This window comes from Faecalibacterium hominis (ex Afrizal et al. 2022) (assembly GCF_049545105.1).
In the GTDB taxonomy this organism is placed as follows: domain Bacteria; phylum Bacillota; class Clostridia; order Oscillospirales; family Ruminococcaceae; genus Faecalibacterium; species Faecalibacterium duncaniae.
This window is the reverse complement of the sequence record NZ_CP186860.1, coordinates 556304-573681: the sequence shown is the minus strand read 5'-3', so window position 1 is coordinate 573681 and position 17378 is coordinate 556304. Positions and strand designations below refer to the sequence as shown.

The 17378-nt window shown below is 58.3% G+C and carries 15 protein-coding genes; 5 read left to right on the top strand and 10 right to left on the bottom strand.

Going from position 1 to position 17378, the window contains the following annotated elements:
- Positions 1–110: 110 nt before the first annotated feature.
- Positions 111–2126, bottom strand: coding sequence for a TIM-barrel domain-containing protein (locus tag ACKXGA_RS02900; protein ID WP_423730042.1), 2016 nt, complete (start codon positions 2124–2126; stop codon positions 111–113).
- Between the two features lie 240 nt (positions 2127–2366).
- Between ACKXGA_RS02900 and ACKXGA_RS02895 the strand changes: the two genes are divergently transcribed.
- The 3 genes from ACKXGA_RS02895 to ACKXGA_RS02885 all read left to right on the top strand — a co-directional run bounded on the left by ACKXGA_RS02895 (position 2367) and on the right by ACKXGA_RS02885 (position 5627).
- Positions 2367–2987, top strand: a complete 621-nt coding sequence (locus ACKXGA_RS02895) for a sugar transferase (protein WP_097771204.1) — start codon at positions 2367–2369, stop codon at positions 2985–2987.
- An 80-nt stretch (positions 2988–3067) separates the two neighbouring features.
- Entirely contained in the window at positions 3068–4402 is a 1335-nt protein-coding gene (gene aspS, locus ACKXGA_RS02890) for an aspartate--tRNA(Asn) ligase (protein WP_099357176.1), read from the top strand.
- A gap of 16 nt (positions 4403–4418) precedes the next feature.
- Positions 4419–5627, top strand: a complete 1209-nt coding sequence (locus tag ACKXGA_RS02885) for a GNAT family N-acetyltransferase (RefSeq protein ID WP_097771202.1) — start codon at positions 4419–4421, stop codon at positions 5625–5627.
- A 106-nt stretch (positions 5628–5733) separates the two neighbouring features.
- On the opposite strand, the gene ACKXGA_RS02880 is transcribed toward ACKXGA_RS02885, so the two are convergent.
- The 8 genes from ACKXGA_RS02880 to ACKXGA_RS02845 all read right to left on the bottom strand — a co-directional run bounded on the left by ACKXGA_RS02880 (position 5734) and on the right by ACKXGA_RS02845 (position 13206).
- Entirely contained in the window at positions 5734–6372 is a 639-nt protein-coding gene (locus tag ACKXGA_RS02880; RefSeq protein ID WP_423730041.1) for a GDSL-type esterase/lipase family protein, read from the bottom strand.
- Between the two features lie 30 nt (positions 6373–6402).
- Positions 6403–7332: an ROK family protein gene (locus tag ACKXGA_RS02875; protein ID WP_423730040.1), complete on the bottom strand. Its 930-nt coding sequence runs from the start codon at positions 7330–7332 to the stop codon at positions 6403–6405.
- Positions 7333–7347: 15 nt separating this feature from the next.
- Positions 7348–8052: an N-acetylmannosamine-6-phosphate 2-epimerase gene (locus ACKXGA_RS02870; protein ID WP_097771907.1), complete on the bottom strand. Its 705-nt coding sequence runs from the start codon at positions 8050–8052 to the stop codon at positions 7348–7350.
- On the bottom strand, positions 8045–8506 hold the full coding sequence (locus ACKXGA_RS02865; protein WP_117534139.1) for a YhcH/YjgK/YiaL family protein: 462 nt from the start codon (positions 8504–8506) through the stop codon (positions 8045–8047). The genes ACKXGA_RS02870 and ACKXGA_RS02865 overlap by 8 nt, the downstream gene beginning before the upstream one ends.
- 71 nt (positions 8507–8577) lie before the next feature.
- Positions 8578–9507, bottom strand: coding sequence for a dihydrodipicolinate synthase family protein (locus ACKXGA_RS02860; protein ID WP_207683894.1), 930 nt, complete (start codon positions 9505–9507; stop codon positions 8578–8580).
- Between the two features lie 293 nt (positions 9508–9800).
- Positions 9801–10778, bottom strand: a complete 978-nt coding sequence (locus ACKXGA_RS02855) for a carbohydrate ABC transporter permease (RefSeq protein ID WP_005934426.1) — start codon at positions 10776–10778, stop codon at positions 9801–9803.
- A 14-nt stretch (positions 10779–10792) separates the two neighbouring features.
- Positions 10793–11719 (bottom strand): carbohydrate ABC transporter permease, encoded by a 927-nt coding sequence (locus ACKXGA_RS02850; protein WP_097771261.1) that lies wholly within the window; start codon positions 11717–11719, stop codon positions 10793–10795.
- A 134-nt stretch (positions 11720–11853) separates the two neighbouring features.
- A complete protein-coding gene (locus tag ACKXGA_RS02845; RefSeq protein ID WP_117476134.1) occupies positions 11854–13206 on the bottom strand; it encodes an ABC transporter substrate-binding protein in 1353 nt (450 codons plus the stop codon).
- Positions 13207–13712: 506 nt separating this feature from the next.
- Between ACKXGA_RS02845 and ACKXGA_RS02840 the strand changes: the two genes are divergently transcribed.
- Positions 13713–14564, top strand: coding sequence for a MurR/RpiR family transcriptional regulator (locus tag ACKXGA_RS02840; protein WP_005934417.1), 852 nt, complete (start codon positions 13713–13715; stop codon positions 14562–14564).
- Positions 14565–14614: 50 nt separating this feature from the next.
- Here the strand turns inward: ACKXGA_RS02840 and ACKXGA_RS02835 are convergent, their stop codons facing one another.
- Positions 14615–15628, bottom strand: a complete 1014-nt coding sequence (locus tag ACKXGA_RS02835) for a hypothetical protein (protein ID WP_423730039.1) — start codon at positions 15626–15628, stop codon at positions 14615–14617.
- A 185-nt stretch (positions 15629–15813) separates the two neighbouring features.
- Here ACKXGA_RS02835 and spoIVA point away from each other — a divergent pair, with 185 nt between their 5' ends.
- Positions 15814–17310, top strand: coding sequence for a stage IV sporulation protein A (spoIVA, locus tag ACKXGA_RS02830; RefSeq protein ID WP_423730038.1), 1497 nt, complete (start codon positions 15814–15816; stop codon positions 17308–17310).
- Positions 17311–17378 lie beyond the last annotated feature (68 nt).

Sequence of the window (17378 nt, the reverse complement as noted above, 5' to 3'; positions counted from 1 at the left end):
CCGTTTTGCGGCACAACGCAATTTGTAAAGAACATCTATATTATAATACAGTTTTCTGTAAAATACAAGATGTTGCGCAGGGGAGATCCTGCCTTTTCGGGGCACTTCGATCAGGAATGATGGATCTGCAGCGTTTTCCAGTGCTCTTTCTTCTCATATTCTGTTGTCACGCCGTCATCCCGGTACATCCGGTACTCCGCAGATTCGCCGTCGGGCAGGAAGCTCCACAGGGTCAGGCTGGCATCATCCAGCTCAGAGGTGCTGTTGGCGGGCTGTGCCACGGGAACGATGTGACCCGGACGGAGGAACAACAGCACTTCGTCCAGCGCACAGCGGATATAGTGGTGTCCGGCGGGCAGGATCTCTTCATCGTAGTCGTCCACAGCCCGCAGGCGCAGGAGCTTCATGGATTCGGGCAGGTAGACATGCCGCCCGTGGGCATTCTGGACATAGACGGGAGCGGCCATCAGGCCCTCGCCCAGCAGAAGCTGATCTTCCACCTCCCGGGCATCGGGGTCATCCGGGTAGTCGAAGGCCAACGGCCGGAAGTAGCTGGTGTTTTCCAGCGCGGCTTTCATAAATTCGCTGTACAGGTAGGGCAGCAGGGCGTAGCGCAGACGGATCATATTGCGCACAGCGGGCAGCACCTCGGGGAAGCGGTAGTATTCCTGCATCCGGGTGCCAACTGCGGAGTGGTTGCGCATCAGCGGGGTGAGCAGACCGAACTCAAGCCAGCGCAGGGCAAGATCCGGCGTGGTATCGGAGGAGAAGCCGCAGAGGTCGGCACCGCTGTACAGGAAACCGCACATCTGGACACTGGGCATCATCTGGATGTTGGCCAGCAGCTGGGCCCAGCTGGAATTGTTGTCGCCCAGCCAGATGCCGCCGTAGCGGTGGCTGCCAATGAAGCTGGAGCGGCTGTAAAGCAGAGTGCGCTGGCCCGGGCGCAGGTCGGCAAAGGCCTCGCCAGCGGCGCGGGTCATGCTGCCGCCGTAGAGGTTGTGGACCTGATCGTGGCGCACCTTCTGGCCGTCCACCTCGTGGTAGAAGCTGGCGTAGTCTGCCGGGCTGTTCATCAGTCCCATGGCACCGCCTATCACGCGCAGGAAGAACTCCTCCTGCTCAATGTTGTCCTTCTCCCGCAGGGCGGCCATGTCGTTCAGAAAAGCGCGCAGCCGCTCGGGTGAGTAGAAGAGGGAGGGCTCATTCATATCGTTCCAAAAGCCCTCGATGCCGCAGTCGGTCAGGGCCTTGTATTTGTGGCCGAACCACTCCCGCACTTCAGGGCGCAGGAAGTCGGCAAAGTAGGCCTTGCCGGGCCAGACTGCCGCCACAAAGGGGGTCCCGTCGGCCTTTTTGCAGAAGTATCCTTTTTCCAACCCTTCGGTGCAGGTAGAGTCGTTGGGGTCGATGCGCACGCCGGCATCGATGATGGGCACCAGACGGATGCCCTGCGCTTTCAGGTCTGCGGAGAGCTTTGCAAGGTCAGGAAAACGTTCCTTGTTTACGGTGAAATCGGCATAGTCCTGCATATACTCGATGTCCATGCAGATCATATCCAGCGGCAGGTCGTGCTCCTTGTACTGGCGTGCAACCTCCCGCACGTCCTCCTCAGTCTTATAGCCCCAGCGGCTCTGTGCCAGACCGAATGCCCACTTGGGTGGGATATAGCTGCGGCCGATGAGGGTGCGGAACTCCTTGCAGATCGCATTCTCGTTCCCGCCGGAGAGGAGATACAGATCATAGTCGGGGGTTTCGGTGTGGAAAGAGAAAAGATCGTGGCGGGTATAGCCGATGTCGTAATACACCTTGCCCGGGAAATCCACGAACAGGCCAAAGCAGGTGCTGCCGTCCCGCACCAGCAGGAAATTGTGCGCACCATAGAAGGAAAGCTTGTCCTCGCTGTGGCGGGATTCATCGGTGTTGTTGGTGATGTAGTGCCAGCCGCGCTTGTTGATGCCGCGGGGCATTTCGCCCAGACCGTAGACCGCAGCCTGCTCACTGAGGGTGAACCGCCAGCCGGTGCCATCGGGAGTCAGAAAGGGAACGGGGCCGCTTTCCGCGGGAAGAGACAGCACAACGCTCTGGGTGGGAAAAGGATGCCCGAAAGAAAAACGCTGGATCACAGAAAAGACCTCCTGTTTCAGATAGAGTTGTTACTGTAATGATACGGCAGAAATCGTTCCGGAACAAGAGAGAAAACAGGATAAATAATGCAACAAAACAGGCGTTTTGTTGTCTGCGCAACAGCCAATACTTCTGCTGCGCCTGCCTGAGCCCCTCGGGCGTGAAACTGCACGGAATGGATTGCAAACTGTCGAAGGGCTTGCTATAATAAAAGGTACTCTGGAAAGGGAGGATCTTCCATGTATCGAAACGGCATCAAGCGGCTGCTGGCGGTCATTCTGTCCCTCTGCGGCATGATCGTGCTCTCGCCGCTGCTGCTCATCCTCTGCCTTGCCATCAAGATCGATTCTCCGGGACCGATCTTTTTCAGGCAGAAGCGGGTGGGCATCCACAAACAGCATTTCAATATCCTCAAGTTCCGCACCATGCGCATCGACACCCCCCACGATATGCCCACCCATATGCTCAAGGACCCGGATCAGTATATCACCCGGGTGGGGCACTTCCTGCGCAAGACCAGTCTGGACGAGCTGCCCCAGCTCTGGAACATCTTTGTGGGCGATATGGCAGTCATCGGCCCGCGCCCGGCGCTGTGGAACCAGTATGACCTGCTGGCCGAGCGGGACAAGTACGGTGCCAACGATGTCCGCCCCGGCCTGACCGGCTGGGCTCAGATCCATGGGCGGGATGAGCTGGAGATCGTGGACAAGGCCCGGCTGGATGGCTACTATGTGGAGCACCTGAGCTTTGGCATGGACGTAAAGTGCTTCTTTGGCACCATCAGGGCGGTGCTCGACCACGACGGTGTGGTCGAGGGCGGCACCGGCACTTTGCACGAAGAGGAAAACCACAAGAAGTAAGACTGGCCCGGGCAGAATACTTGATTTATCCCCTGAAAAGCGTATAATAAAACGGTATAAGACATCAAAGGAGGATTTCCATGAATCGCACCTACATCAACGAGGTACAAAAGGAAATTGGCAATACGGTCAAGGTACAGGGCTTTATTGAAAACCTGCGCAACAGCAAGTATATGGCCTTTATCGTACTGAAGGATATCACCGGCAAGCTGCAGATCACGGTTGAAAAAGAGGATCATCCTGATCTGGTGGGCACCATCGATCAGCTGACCCCTGATTCTGTCATCACTGTCACCGGTAAGGTGGTCGAGAACGACTACGTCAAGATGGGCGGCATCGAGATGATCCCCGAGGCCATTGAGGTGGAGAGCATTGCGGATGCACTGCCCATTGCCCGCAAGGCCATTGCCGCCACCAAGAAGAAAAAGGCGGTGGAGCGTTCCAGCATCGACCAGCGCATTGATTACCGCTGGGTCGATCTGCGCACCGACGAGAACCAGCTGATGTTCAAGGCCCAGAGCTGCATGGTCAACGCCATGCGCAAGTTCCTGCTGGACCAGAACTTCATCGAGATCCACACCCCCAAGCTGATCGCTGCTGCCAGCGAGAGCGGCTCTGAGGTGTTCAAGGTGGATTACTTCGACCGCAATGCCTATCTGGCACAGAGCCCCCAGTTCTACAAGCAGATGGCAATGGCAGCAGGCTTTGAGCGCATCTTCGAGACCGGCCCTGTGTTCCGCGCCGAGAAGAGCTATACCAACAAGCACGCCACGGAGTTCTCCGGTTTCGATCTGGAGTTCAGCTACATCACCTCTTACAAGGATGTCATGGCCATGGAGGAGCAGCTGCTCAAGGCTGGCCTGCAGGCTGTGAAGGACGCATACGGCGATCAGATCCAGGAACTGTTCGGTAAGGAAGTCATCGTGCCCGAGACCCCGTTCCCCGTGGTCAAGCTGGCTGACCTGTACAAAGGTCTGGAAGAGGACTTCGGCTATGTGGTGGACGATTCCGAGAAGGGCGACCTGACCACCGAGGCCGAGCGCCTGAGCTACGACTGGGTGAAGAAGCACTATAACCACGAGTTCCTCTTCGTCACGGATTACGATGCTGAGAAGCGCGCCTTCTACCACATGCGCGACGAGAACGGCGTGCCTCAGGGCTACGACCTGATCTGGCGCGGTGTGGAGATCACCACCGGTGCCCAGCGCGAGCACCGCTATGAGGTGCTGAAGAAGCAGGCTGAGGAAAAGGGTCTGGCTGAGGATGTCAAGTTCTATCTGGAGTTCTTCCAGTATGGCTGCCCCCCGCACGGCGGCTTCGGTCTGGGCATCGACCGCCTGACCATGCTGCTGGTGGGCGAGAGCATCAAGGACGCGGAGTTCCTGTTCCGCGGCCCCAACCGTCTGACCCCGTAAGGACGGGGGTGTTCGTATGAACGCCGCAGACCATTATCTGACCCGTTATCTGGAAGCGAAGGATCTGGATCAGTACAATGCACTGCTCCGCTACACCTTTCAGGTCACGGAAGAAGAGCTGACTGCCACAGGCTGGAAGGACGATGAGATCAAGCAGTCCAAGTTCCCGGTGCTGGAACGTGCCGATGTTCTGGGCTGCTTTGATGGAGACACGCTGGTGTCCCAGTTTGCCGTCTATCCGCTGAAAATGAACATCTACGATACGGTCTACCATGTGGGCTTTGTCACCAGTGTCTGCACCTACCCGGAGTACACCGGGCAGGGCATTATGAAGCACCTGATGATCAAGGGTCTGACCCAGATGCACGAGGAGGGCAAATCCTTCGCCCTGCTCTACCCGTACAGCATTCCGCTGTACCATCACCTGGGCTGGGAGATCGTTTCCAACAAGATCTCGTTCAACATCAAGGACCGGCAGATCCCCACCAAGGTCAAGGCCCCCGGCTATGTCCGGCGTGTCAGCTGGGATAACACCGAGTTCCATGAGCTGCACTCCCACTTTGCGTCCATCACCCACGGCTGTCTGTTCCGCAACAGTCTGGCCTGGGAGGAATACTGGCGCTGGGATGAGGACGATACCAATGTTGCGGTCTACTACAACGTCAAGGATAAGCCCTGCGGCTACATGGTCTACCTCATCAAAAACGACATCATGCACATCAAGGAGATGGTCTACCTCAACCGCGAGGCCCAGAAAGGCCTGTGGGAGTATATCCATGCCCATGATTCCATGATCGATGAGGTGCACGGCAGTACCTATTTCAGCGAACCCATCGCCTTTGAGATGGACGATGGCGACATCAAGGAGAGCATCCGCCCCTATGCCATGGGACGCATCATCGACGTGGAGGATTTCCTCGCCGATTACCCCTGTGACCCGGACGGCGGCACCCTGTGTATCGAGCTGGAGATCGAGGACTCGCTTCTGCCATGGAACGACCGGACGTTCAACGTTCGCTTTGCGGATGGGCACTGCACCATGACCCGTGAACCCGCCGAGTATCACCTGAAAATGGGCATCGGCACATTTACCACCCTGCTGCTGGGCTACAAGACTGCAGAGCGTCTGTATGAGCTGGAGCGCATCGAGGGCAGGGAAGAGGCTGTGGAACGGCTGGATGACGTGCTCTTCCATAAGATTCCGTATATTTCGGATTACATCTGACAAAAGAAAACAACCCTCTCCGTCATTGCCTCGCAATGCCGCTTCACCCTTTCGGGGGAAGCAGGCAAAGCAAAAGGCTTTGACGGAGAGGGTTGTTCTTTTTGACTCAGAGCAGCGTCGGCACCAGCTCGGCCAGCTTCTCAGCCAGTTGTGCGTGGCCCTTACGGGTCAGGTGCATGAAGTCGATCTGGTTGAACTCGCAGCCTTCAGCATCCAGGAAATGGACGTTGTTGCGCTCTGCAATGATCTTGTACCAGCCGGCAACGCCCTTGGACTTCTCCACACAGCCGTCGCCCATGACCTCATCGTGGAAGCCCTCCTTGATGCGCGGAGGAGCAACCACAAGAATGTTGGGTTCCTTGTCGCCCCAGCAGTCCACGGTCTTGCACTTCTGGATCAGGCGCTCCATGCCAGCGCCAATACAGGCGGCGTTTGCGTTGAAGCGCTCTTTCACATCGTTGGTGCCCAGCATGATGATGAGCAGGTCGATGACTTCATGGCTCTTGAGCAGGGGATAGGCCACGCTCAGAGCATCCATGGACTCGTGGATGGGGTCTGCAAAAACGGTGGTGCGGCCGGAAAGGCCCTCTTCGGTTACCAGATACTTGTCGCCCAGAGCAGTCTGCAGGCGGCAGGTCCAGCGCTCGTCCTCGTTGAAGCGGATGCCGCCGTCGGCATTGTCCTTGGGGTCGGCACAATAACCGTGGGTGTTGGAATCGCCCAGGCAGAGAATATGTGTTTTCATCTCAATACACTCCTTTGATCGTTCAGATGATCAGGCTTCGCCGTGCTGCTGGCGGAAGTAATAGACTGCGCCTACCATACCGGCATCATTGTGCAGCTGGGCGGCGCGGATCTCCAGCCCCTCGGCAAAGGCGGGCATAACGGAGGCCCTGACTTTGGCGGCAATGGGTTCGATGAGCAGCTTCTGCTGGGCGCTCACGCCGCCGCCGATGAGAATGAGCTGCGGGTTGAAGATGTGCACCATGCCTGCAAGGCCCTGTGCGATCTCATCCGTCCAGGCATCCAGCAGGGCCAGAACGGTCTCGTTGCCAGCCTCTGCGGCAGCAAAAATGGTGCGGCCGTCTTTCCAGGCCGGGTCCTTTTCCTGTGCGGCCCGTACCAGAGCCGTGGTAGCGGCGTAGCGCTCCCAGCAGCCAGTGGCACCGCAGGTGCAGGGGACACCGTCCAGTGCATGGGTGCGGTAGTGGCCCAGCTCACCGCCCAGTCCGCGGGCACCCTCCAAAAGGCGGCCGCCGGTCAGGATGCCGCCGCCCACGCCGGTGCCCAGGGTCACGCCGATGACATCGGTATAACCCTTTGCGCCGCCGACCCAGACCTCGCCCAGTGTCATGCAGTTGGCATCGTTGGCAACGGTGACGGGCAGGCCGAAGAGACGTTCCAGTTCGGCCTGGATGGGGCTGTTGATGTAGTTGGGAAAGTTGCCGCAGGTACCGGCCACGATGCCTTTGCGGCTGTCGATCTGGCCGGTGGCCGAAACGCCCACGCCTTCCAGTGTGTTCACATCGATGTTCTGGGTCTCCACAAAGGCTCTGGCGGCTTTGAGCACGGTGGTCAGCACCGGGGTCTGGTAGCCGTCGAAGTTGACACTTTCCTCGGCCTTGGAGCACACCGCGCCGGTTTCATCCACGATGCCCAGCTTGACGGCAGTGCCGCCGATATCGATCGCAAGATACTGTTTCATCTCGGTGTCTCCGTTTTACTTGTTCATGGCGTTGATGGCACCGGTGAAGCGGGCCGTGATCTCGGCAGGGCGGGTGATGGCACCGCCCACCACCAGTGCAAAAGCACCGGCTTCCAGTGCCTTGACGGCCTGCTCGGGGTAGTGGATGTGGCCCTCGGCAATGACTTTGGCGGGGCACTCGGTGGCCAGCTTGTGGACGAAATCAAAATCGATGTCGTCAATGCCCTGGGTCTCAGGGGTGTAGCCGCGCATGGTGGTGCCCACAAAGTCGGCACCGGCCTCGGCGCAGGCCATGGCGTTCTCAAAGTTGTCGCAGTCGGCCATCACCAGCTGATCCGGGTACTTTGCCTTGATAGTGCGGATGAACTCAGCGGAGGTGGAGCCGTCCGGGCGGAGAGCTCCCGTGCCCTGCACCGCCAGAATATCCACGCCGCAGGCCACCAGCTCGTCTACTTCTTTCATGGTCACAGTGATGTACATGGGGGTGCCGGGGTAGTCCTTTTTGATGATGCCGATCACGGGCAGGTCCACGACTTCCTTGATCTGGGTGATGTCCCGCACGGTGTTGGCACGGATGCCCACCGCGCCGCTCATGGCGGCAGCCTTGGCCATCAGGGGCATCACACCGCCCTCCTTGGTGTACAGGGGCTCGTGCTCCAATGCCTGGCAGGAGACGATCAGCCCGCCCTTGATCTGAGCAAACAGTTTTTCCTTATCCATGATACTTATCCTCCATCTTGATCTTGACTACAGCTTTGCGGACACGATCGCAGCCGGGCATTTCCACGCCGGGGCGGTGCAGCTCACCGGGGAAGAAGAGGACGAACCGCCCCTCGCCCAGAGCGCCGAAAACGGCATCCTCGCTGTCCTTTTTGCCGATATCCGGCTGGTAGGGCTCCACCTCGGTGCCGGGGGCGGTCTCGTAGCCCCAGCCCTCGCCGCCGGTCAGGTCGATCTGCAGATCGGCGTAGAGCCGGTGATATTCGGCGTGGGAACCGGTGTGGGGTTTGAGATCGGCATCCATCACATTGATGAACACCTCGTCGCCGTCCACTTCGGTACGGCCCAGCGGCAGGGTATCCAGCGGGTGTGCGGCCAGAAACTCAATGGCCGTGTCGAGGTTTTTGTGGAACCCCTTGTACAGATGCAGTTGATCCAGGGTATCGCAGATCATACGCTTTCCCTCCAAAAAAGAAGCGCCCGCCTCCCCTCTGAAAAGAGACGGAGAGGGGGCGCTTGTTCAGCTTACAGTTTTGCGATGGCGGCTTCGATCATGGCCTGTGCTTCGGCCACGATGGCCTCATCCTCGGGGACCAGGCTGGGCATGGGCTCACGCACGCCGCCCAGCTCCAGACCGTACATCCGGCGCAGGATCTCTTTCTGCACGGCGTACAGGTTGCCGTGGGCCTCACACATCTTGTAGATGATGCGGTCAGCCTCGTACTGGAGGGCCTGAGCCTCCTTGACCTCGCCCTTGTTGATATGCTCGTTCATGGCCAGATACAGCTCAGGCATCACGGCGTAGGTGCCGCCGATGCCGCCGTCTGCGCCGATGACGCGGCCGGAGACGAACTGCTCATCGGGGCCGTTAAAGACCACAAAGTTGCCTTCGCCGCGGGCAGCGATACCGGCATCCTTGAACATCTGGATGTCCTGGGTGGGCATGGAACTGTTCTTGACAGCCACCACATTGGGGTTCTTGAGCATCTCCTTCAGCAGGCTCATGGTCAGGCCGGTGCCGGCCAGCTGGGGAATGTTGTAGATCACGAACTCGGTGTTGGGAGCAGCAGCGGACATGTCATTCCAGTACTTGGCAATGGCATACTCGGGCAGGTGGAAGTAGATGGGGGGGATGGAGGCGATGGCATCCACACCTACGCTCTCGGCATGGCGGGCCAGTTCCACGCTGTCGGCGGTGTTGTTGCAGCCAACATGTGCAATGACGGTCAGCTTGCCTTTGGCTTCGCTCATCACTGCCTCCAGCACGGCCTTGCGCTCGTCCACATGCTGGTAGATGCACTCGCCGGAGGAACCGCCGACATACACGCCCTTAACGCCCTTGGCGATCAGGTGGCGGGTGAGGGCCTTGACACCCTCAGTGGAAATATTGCCCTCTGCGTCGTAGCATGCGTAGAAAGCGGGGATAACGCCCTGGTACTTAGTGATATCTTTCATGGTTTGTCTCCTTAAGCTCCTATATGCTTATTTGTTCTGTTCACTGCATCAGCGCCCTCTTGCGGTGCCCTGCATCCGCTTCGGCCCTTGGTGCGGGCCTTGCGTCTTGCAGACCGCTGCGCCAAAAATTGCTTCCTGAACATCAAGCTCCAACGCTTTCTGTTCCGGGCAACTGCATCAATGCCCTCTTGCGGTGCCCTGCATCCGCTTCGACCCTTGGGCGGGTCTCGCGTCTTGCAGACCGCTGCGCCAAAAATTGCTCCCTGTTTCCGCCGCAGGCGGCGGTCGCAATTTTAGCCCTTAACGGCACCCATTGCGATGCCCTTGGTGAAGTACTTCTGGAAGATGAGGAAGATGATGATGATAGGCACAGCAGCCAGTGCAGCACCTGCCATGATCAGACCGAAGTCGGTGCTGTTTTCCGCCTGCAGCTTTGCAATGCCCAGAGAAATGGTCAGGTTGCTGGTGCTGGACAGCATGATCAACTGCATGAAGTAATCGTTCCAACTGTTGATAAAGGTGAAGATGGCCAGAGCACCGATGCCCGGCTTGACCATGGGCAGCACGATGCTGATAAAGGTCTTGGCTTCACTTGCACCATCAATGCGGGCGGCCTCCAGCATTTCTGTGGGGATGCCCTCGCTGAACTGTTTCATCAGGAACACACCGAATGGCCAGCCGACAATGGGGAAGATGACGGCCCAGATGGTGTTGTAGAGGTTCAGGGCACTCATCTCACGCAGCAGGGGAATCAGAATGACCTGCTTGGGCAGAGCCATTGCGCACACGATCAGGGTGAACAGGAGCTGACGGCCCACAAAGCGCTTCTTGGCCAGTGCATAACCGGCCATGGCGGCGGTGATGCAGGTCAGGATCATGGAGACAACAGCCATGAACACGGTGTTGATCATCCAGCGCAGGGCAGCAGGAGCGGTGGGTCCGACCGAGAAATAGATGGGATCGCCGTCGGCACTGAAGCGTGCACTGAAGGGGATGGCCAGCTGCCACAGCGGAGCGCTCTTTCCGGCAAACAGCTTCTGGTAGTTGGTCAGCACCCACTCATGGGGCCACCACTCGGGGGTGGTGGAGTTGATGGCTGCACCGGTTTTGAAGGAACCGGTGATGATCCAGTACAGCGGGAACGCAAAGGTCACGGCCACGATGCTGATCAGGATCAGGGTCAGGATGGTATAGGCGCTGGCCTGCTTGAGCTTGCTGGGGTGACGCTTCAAGGGCTTTTGCTTTTTTGCGGTTGCAGCAGTTGCACTCATTGTTACGCACCTCCTCAATTATTCTGGTTGCCAACCTTGAACTGGATAGCAGACAGGATGGCAATGATGATGGCAAGCACAACACCCATGGCGTTGCCGTAGCCGTAGCGGTACAGCTTGAACGCGGTGTAGTAGATGTAGTACATGATGGTATCGGTGCTGTGGTTGGGGCCGCCGGAGGTCAGCAGCTGGATCAGCGCAAAGCACTGGAAGGAGTTGATGGTGGTGATGACCAGGATGTACAGGGTGGTGGGCATGATGGCGGGCCACTTGATCTTCCAGAAGCACTGGAAATCGGTCGCGCCGTCCACTTCAGCAGCTTCTACGATGGATTGATCCACGTTGCCCAGGGCAGAAACATACAGAACGATGGGCTGGCCCACAGAGGTGGTCAGCAGGATGAGGATGATGCAGCCCAGAGCGAACCGCTCATCGCCCAGCCAGTTGATGTTCTTGTCGATCAGCCCCAGCGTCTTGCCCAGATAGTTGAAGATGCCGTAGTAATTGTTGTACATCCACTTCCAGACAACGGTAACGGCAACGGAACCGGTGACAACGGGCAGGTAGAACACGCAGCGGAAAAGGCTGGTGGCCCACTCGGGCAGATCCACGATGGCGGAGCTGACCCACAGCGAGAAGGCGCAGGTCACAGGCACCGACACGATAACGATGATGAAGGTGTTCTTCAGAGCGCCCAGGAAGATCTTATCGGCGAACAGCTCTTTGTAGTTTGCAAGGCCGACAAAGACATCGGCGCGGTTCATGGTGGAATCAAAGAAGCTCGTGACCACGCAGAGGATCATGGGATAGATGACGAACCCCAGAAAGAAGATCAGGCTGGGCAGAAGGAAGAGGTAGGATGCGATGGTCTCCTGCCGGACCAGTGCGCGGCTGCGCTTTGGCTCTTTGACTTTTACGGTGGTAGCAGCCAAGAAAATCACCAAACCTTTCGTTTAGCTCCGGTAAAATGACCGGCTCCCGACGGAACTTGCAAAAAGAATGCCCCTCCCTCGCCGGGATTATCGAGGAAGGGGCAAGGTTTATAACGTTGCGATGAAAAACTCAGGTGGTGCGCTTATGCCTCGGCAGCAGCGGCAGCATTTGCGTTCTCAACAAAGGTAGCAACGGCCTGCTCAACGGGCTCGCCGGTGCCAACGCGCTGCAGCATGTTCCACCACTCGGTACGAGCAGTTGCCCAGCCCGGGGTGATCTGGTAGTAATCGCCCAGGAAGCCCATGAACTTGGTGTACTCGCTCATAATGTCGTTGCCGGCGTAGATGTCGCCAACGCTCTCGCGAACGGGGAAGTAGGTGGAAGCCAGAACGCTTGCGCCAACCTGGTCGGGGTCAGCAGCGATGAAGTCGATAAAGGTCTTGGCGGCTTCGATCTTGGCCTCGTCGCCGTTGTCGAAGATGCCGAAGCCCCAGATGCCGCCGCACAGCTTGGGATCGCCGCTCTCGGTGGGGAAGGCCATGGGGAAGATCTCGTCGCCGCTGTTGGTCAGGCCGGCATCGTTGTTGTCGGAGTTCAGCTGCTGTGCAATGTTCCAGCAGAATGCCATCTGCAGGGTACCGTTGCGGAACAGGGTGATCTCCTCGCCGCCGTTGATGGAAGCATCAAAGTTCACGCCCTTGGCATCGTACAGAGCCTGAATGGCCTTGATGTTCTCGGGGGAGTCAGCGGTGTACTTGGTGTGCTCGGCATCGGTGAAGGTGCCGCCGTACATGTTGTTGATGATCGCGCGGGTGCCCTGGTCGCCGCCCTGGCCGCTGCAGTAGATGGCTGCAACATTCTCATAACCGCCATTGTACAGTGCGTCAACGGTCTTGAGGAAGCCGTCGGTGCTCCAGGTGTGCTTATCAGTATCAATGTACTGGTCTGCGCCCACTTCCTTGACCTTGGTCATGTTCACGGCCATGCAGTGTGCGGTCATGCACAGGGGATACTCATAGTAGTCGCCGGCATCGTTCCTGCAGGCAGACTCAACGGAAGCGTAGATGTCCTTCTTGGCATCATCGGTCCACAGGTCGTTCAGGGGAGCCATAACGCCCTTCTTGCCCCAGTTGGCAACCAGACGCTCGGGGCCTTCCATAATCAGGTCGGGTGCGCTGCCGCCCTCGATGGCGGTGTTGACCTGGTCATCACCATTGGTGTAATCCAGGTACTCAACGGTGACCTTGATGTCGGGATATTTTGCGTTGAAGCTGGAGATCAGCTCCTGCACAGTCTCATCCTTGCCCCAGCCGCCGATGGGGTATGTCCACAGCTTGATGTTTGCGCCAGCTGCGGTGCTTGCCGCTGCAGAAGCTGCAGTGGAGGATGCAGCAGTGCTGCTGGAGGAGCTGCCGCCGCATGCGGCCAGTGCACCGGCTGCACTCAGGGCACCCACGGCCTTCAGGAAAGAGCGACGAGAGATACTGTTTTTCATAAGAAACTTCTCCTTACTCATTGATGTAGTGCGATTCTGCTCTGCGGCCCTCGTGTGGGAACCGCTTCTATTGGCCTTATTATAGAAAAATATTTTCATTTTGTCTATCGGCTGTCTGCCCAATAATGAAAGGATTTTCTTGTGGATGTCGCACAATTTTAGCGAAAAGACTGGCCTTTTGGGCAGAATTTACGGAAATTTTGAAAGTTGTAGCTATTTTGTAACCATTATAGAAAAATCACGCTTTTTGCTGGTGAAAATAGTTTTCACTCAAAAAAGAGCAGAAAATCCGGTAAATTGAAAAGGATTTTCACAAATAAGTCATACTAATGCGGCGAATTTGGGCGCTCTGCACAGAAACGAACCTGAATTTGTAGTCAAAGCCCCTCTTGCCAAGCGGCTGGGATTCTTTTATACTTTCCTTAAAGGAAAACTTCCCGACAATGGTGTTGGCGTGTGCGGCCGGCCCTTCCGGCGGGAAACGGAGCAGGAAAAAGGAGACCATCATGTCTACGACCACGAACTTCTGGGAGCTGCTGCAGCAAAGGCAGGATGAACTGACAAAATCCGGCCGTGCTGTGGCAGATTACCTTGTCCACCATGCCGACGAGGCACAGTACCTTTCCATTTCCTCCCTTGCGCGGGAATGCAAGGTAGCAGAGGCAACGGTGTTCCGCTTCTGCCGGGCATTGGGTTTTGAGGGCTACCATGAGATGCGCATTTCGCTGGCGCAGGCCAACGCCACCGGTGCGCTGGTCAACCAGCATGAGCCGGAGCCGGGCGCTACCACCGCCAGCCTGTGTGAGCACGCCAGCGGCCTGTTTCTCACTGCCATTAACGGCACCCAAAATTCTCTTTCGCCCGAAGCCGTGGAGCAGGCTGTGGATCTGATGCGTGCCGCACGGCAGGTGTTCTGCCTGGGTCAGGGCGGCAGTATGCTGCTGGCCAACGATATCTGCGCCCGCTTTTCCAGCCTGTCCAACAAGTTCCGCACCGCAGGGGACAGTCATCTGCAGATCCTGGCGGCCAGCCTGATGGGCCCGGAGGATGTGGTGCTCTTTATCTCCTATTCCGGCGCGACCCGCGATATGCTGGAAACGCTGCGCACGGCCAAGGCATCCGGCGCAAAGATCATTCTGCTCACCCATTATGAGGATTCGCCCGGCGCAGCCATGGCGGATGTGGTGCTGCGGTGCGGTGCGCAGGAGAGCCCGCTGGATTCCGGCAGCATCCCCATCAAGGTGGCGGTGCTTTATGTGGGCGAGGTGCTCCTGCTCCGCTATATGCTGGATGACCCCGAGCATACCAACGAAGCCCAGGACCGCACCAGCGAGGCAGTGGCCATCAAGCTGATCTGAACAGTAAAACAGGCGGCATCCAACTTTGGTTGGAGCCGCCTGTCTTTTCGTTATAACAGCGCTATAGTTTCATCCGGGAACTGCTTCTGGTAGTAGGTCACCTTCCACCGGATATTTTCCGGTTCCACCGGCGCAAAGTGGAGCGAGGAACAGGCGGTGCGGGTATCACCCTGCTGCTTTCCGCTCACAAAGATCGCCGTTGGGCCGTCTGCCCCGCCGATGATGCCAATGGCTCCATCTTCCGTGGGTGCGTCGCTTTTCCGGATGGGCTTATCACTAGAGGCGCAGTCGTTCACCTGCACCCAGCCGGTGGTCACGGCGGGGGTCAGGGTGTAAGTCATTTCCACAAATTCCCGGGGCCATTCCATGGGCGGCCCCATGTGGGGGAGGTCACTCTCCGGTAGCCGGGCCGGTTTCAGGTCTTTGACCGTCAGCACGCAGGGCACACCGGTGACGGGGTGGGCAAACTCCACGGTCTTTCCGGGCGCTGCCGTGAACTGTACCGCTTCGGCAGGCTGTTCCCGCTGGGTGAGGGTCAGTGTCAGGCTGGTGATGTGGGCCGGCCTGCGCTTTGTCGCCCAGGGAAAGCTCCACTGCCGGAGATCCCAGCCTTGTTCCGGGTCAAGCCCGTAGTGCTTGACGATGTCCCGCGCGGCCTGTTCACCGCTGCAAACGATCTCCTCTTCGGAGCGGAGGGGGTTATAATATTCCCCGGCACCGCGGCTGTACTCCACGGTTTTGCCGTTGATGGCTGCACTTGGCAGATAGTCAAAAGAACCAAACGGATCCTCGGCTTCGGCCAGTTCGACAACTTCCGGCGGGCATTCGTCAATATCCATCCCTTCATAAGCGGCCAACTTCTGGTAATGCGCTTCGATCGCCTCACGCTCCACCCGGCGGCAGATGTCTACAACCAGCCCTTTTCCACAAAGGTAAATCGCCGGGATGATGAAATGCTGCCCGCCCCACACCGAGTGTGCCCCGCAGGACACTTCCTGCCCGGGGCGGCCCCGATGCGGGCGGTGACAGCCCGGATTGTCCTCAAAATAAACCTTCCACTCCATCTGCGTTCCACCTTTCTGCTCAATTTTTCTCTATTGTAGCGCAGAGGGACTTTTCCGTCAACCGACGCTTTTTCGCTAGGTGCCGCTCATATCCTGCCGCCTGTCCGAATAGACTGTTTCCGAGAAGCAGACGCAGAAGGTGCGGCCTTGCCGCCCGGTGCGGACGGGAGAGAGGAGAGAGCAATTTGGAAAAACAGGAGTGTTTGGAAGCCACTGTCTGCCGGGAGATCGGGGCACGCACCGGCGGGGAGATCCTGATTGGCGTGGTGGGGCCGGTGCGCACCGGCAAGAGCACCCTCATCAAGCAGTTTATGGAGCAGCTGGTGCTGCCTGCCATCGGCCCGGCGGACGCAAAGCTCCGGGCCCGGGATGAGCTGCCGCAGTCGGCGGCAGGGCGAACGATCATGACCACAGAGCCGAAGTTCATCCCGGAGCAGGCCGTGCCGCTCCAACTGGAGGGCGGCGGGGAATGCCGCATCCGGCTCATCGACTGTGTGGGCTATATGGTGGAGGGAGCCATGGGCCACGAGGAGGACGAGAAGCCCCGCATGGTCAAAAGCCCCTGGTTCGAGGAAGAGATCCCCTTTGACCTTGCCGCCGAGACCGGCACCCGCAAGGTCATCCGGGATCACTCCACCATCGGCATCGTGGTCACCACCGATGGCTCCATCAGCGAGATCCCCCGGGAAAACTACCTGCCCGCCGAAAAGCGGGTGGTGGAGGAGCTGGAAGCGCTGGGCAAACCCTTTGTCATCCTGCTCAACAGTACCCGCCCGGATGCTCCGGAGACAAAGGCTCTGGCTGCAGAGCTGGAACAGGCATACGGACGCACGGTCCTGCCGGTGAGCTGTCTGGATCTGCAGAAAGATGACCTGCTGTCCATCCTGCAGCGTGTCCTCTACGAATTTCCGGTACGGGAGCTGGATTTTGCCATCCCCCGCTGGGTGACGATGCTGGAAAAGGGCCACTGGCTCCAGAACGAGATCTACACGGCGGCGCTCCAATTTTCAGAGAAGATCAGCCGGATGAAGGATGTTCCGGCCCAGAACAGTGCCGGGGCGCTGGCCGGGGATTCGGTGCAGGAGTCCGCCCTGAGCGGCATGAACCTTTCCGACGGCGTGGTGCGGGTGACCGTTCTGCTGAAGCCAGAGGTGTTCTACCGCGTCCTCAGTGAGCAGACGGGGCTGGAAATTGGCGACGAAGCAGGCCTGATGCCCTGCATCATTGAGCTTTCCCGGGCAAAGCGGAAGTACGAGAAGATCCGCAGTGCACTGGAACAGGTGGAAGCCACCGGCTACGGCATCGTGATGCCCAGCATTGAGGAGCTCTCACTGGAAGAACCGGAGATCGTCCGGCAGGGCGGACGGTACGGTGTCCGGCTGGAAGCCAGCGCACCCTCCATCCATATGATGAAAGCCGTCATCCACACCGAGATCAGCCCCATTGTGGGCACCGAGAAGCAGAGCGAGGATCTGGTGCAGAGTTTGCTGGGCGATTTTGAAGCAGACCCGGAGAGGCTGTGGGAATCAAACATCTTCGGCAAGAGCCTGCATGAACTGGTGAATGAGGGGCTGCAGAATAAGCTCCTCCACATGCCGCAGGAAGCCCGCACCCGCCTGCAGGAAACGCTGGAACAGGTTATCAACGATGGATGCACCGGATTGATCTGTATTCTGCTGTAACATCACAAAAGCCACTCGGCCGCAGCGTTTACATCTGTGACCGGGTGGCTTTCTGTTTATGCCAAGGG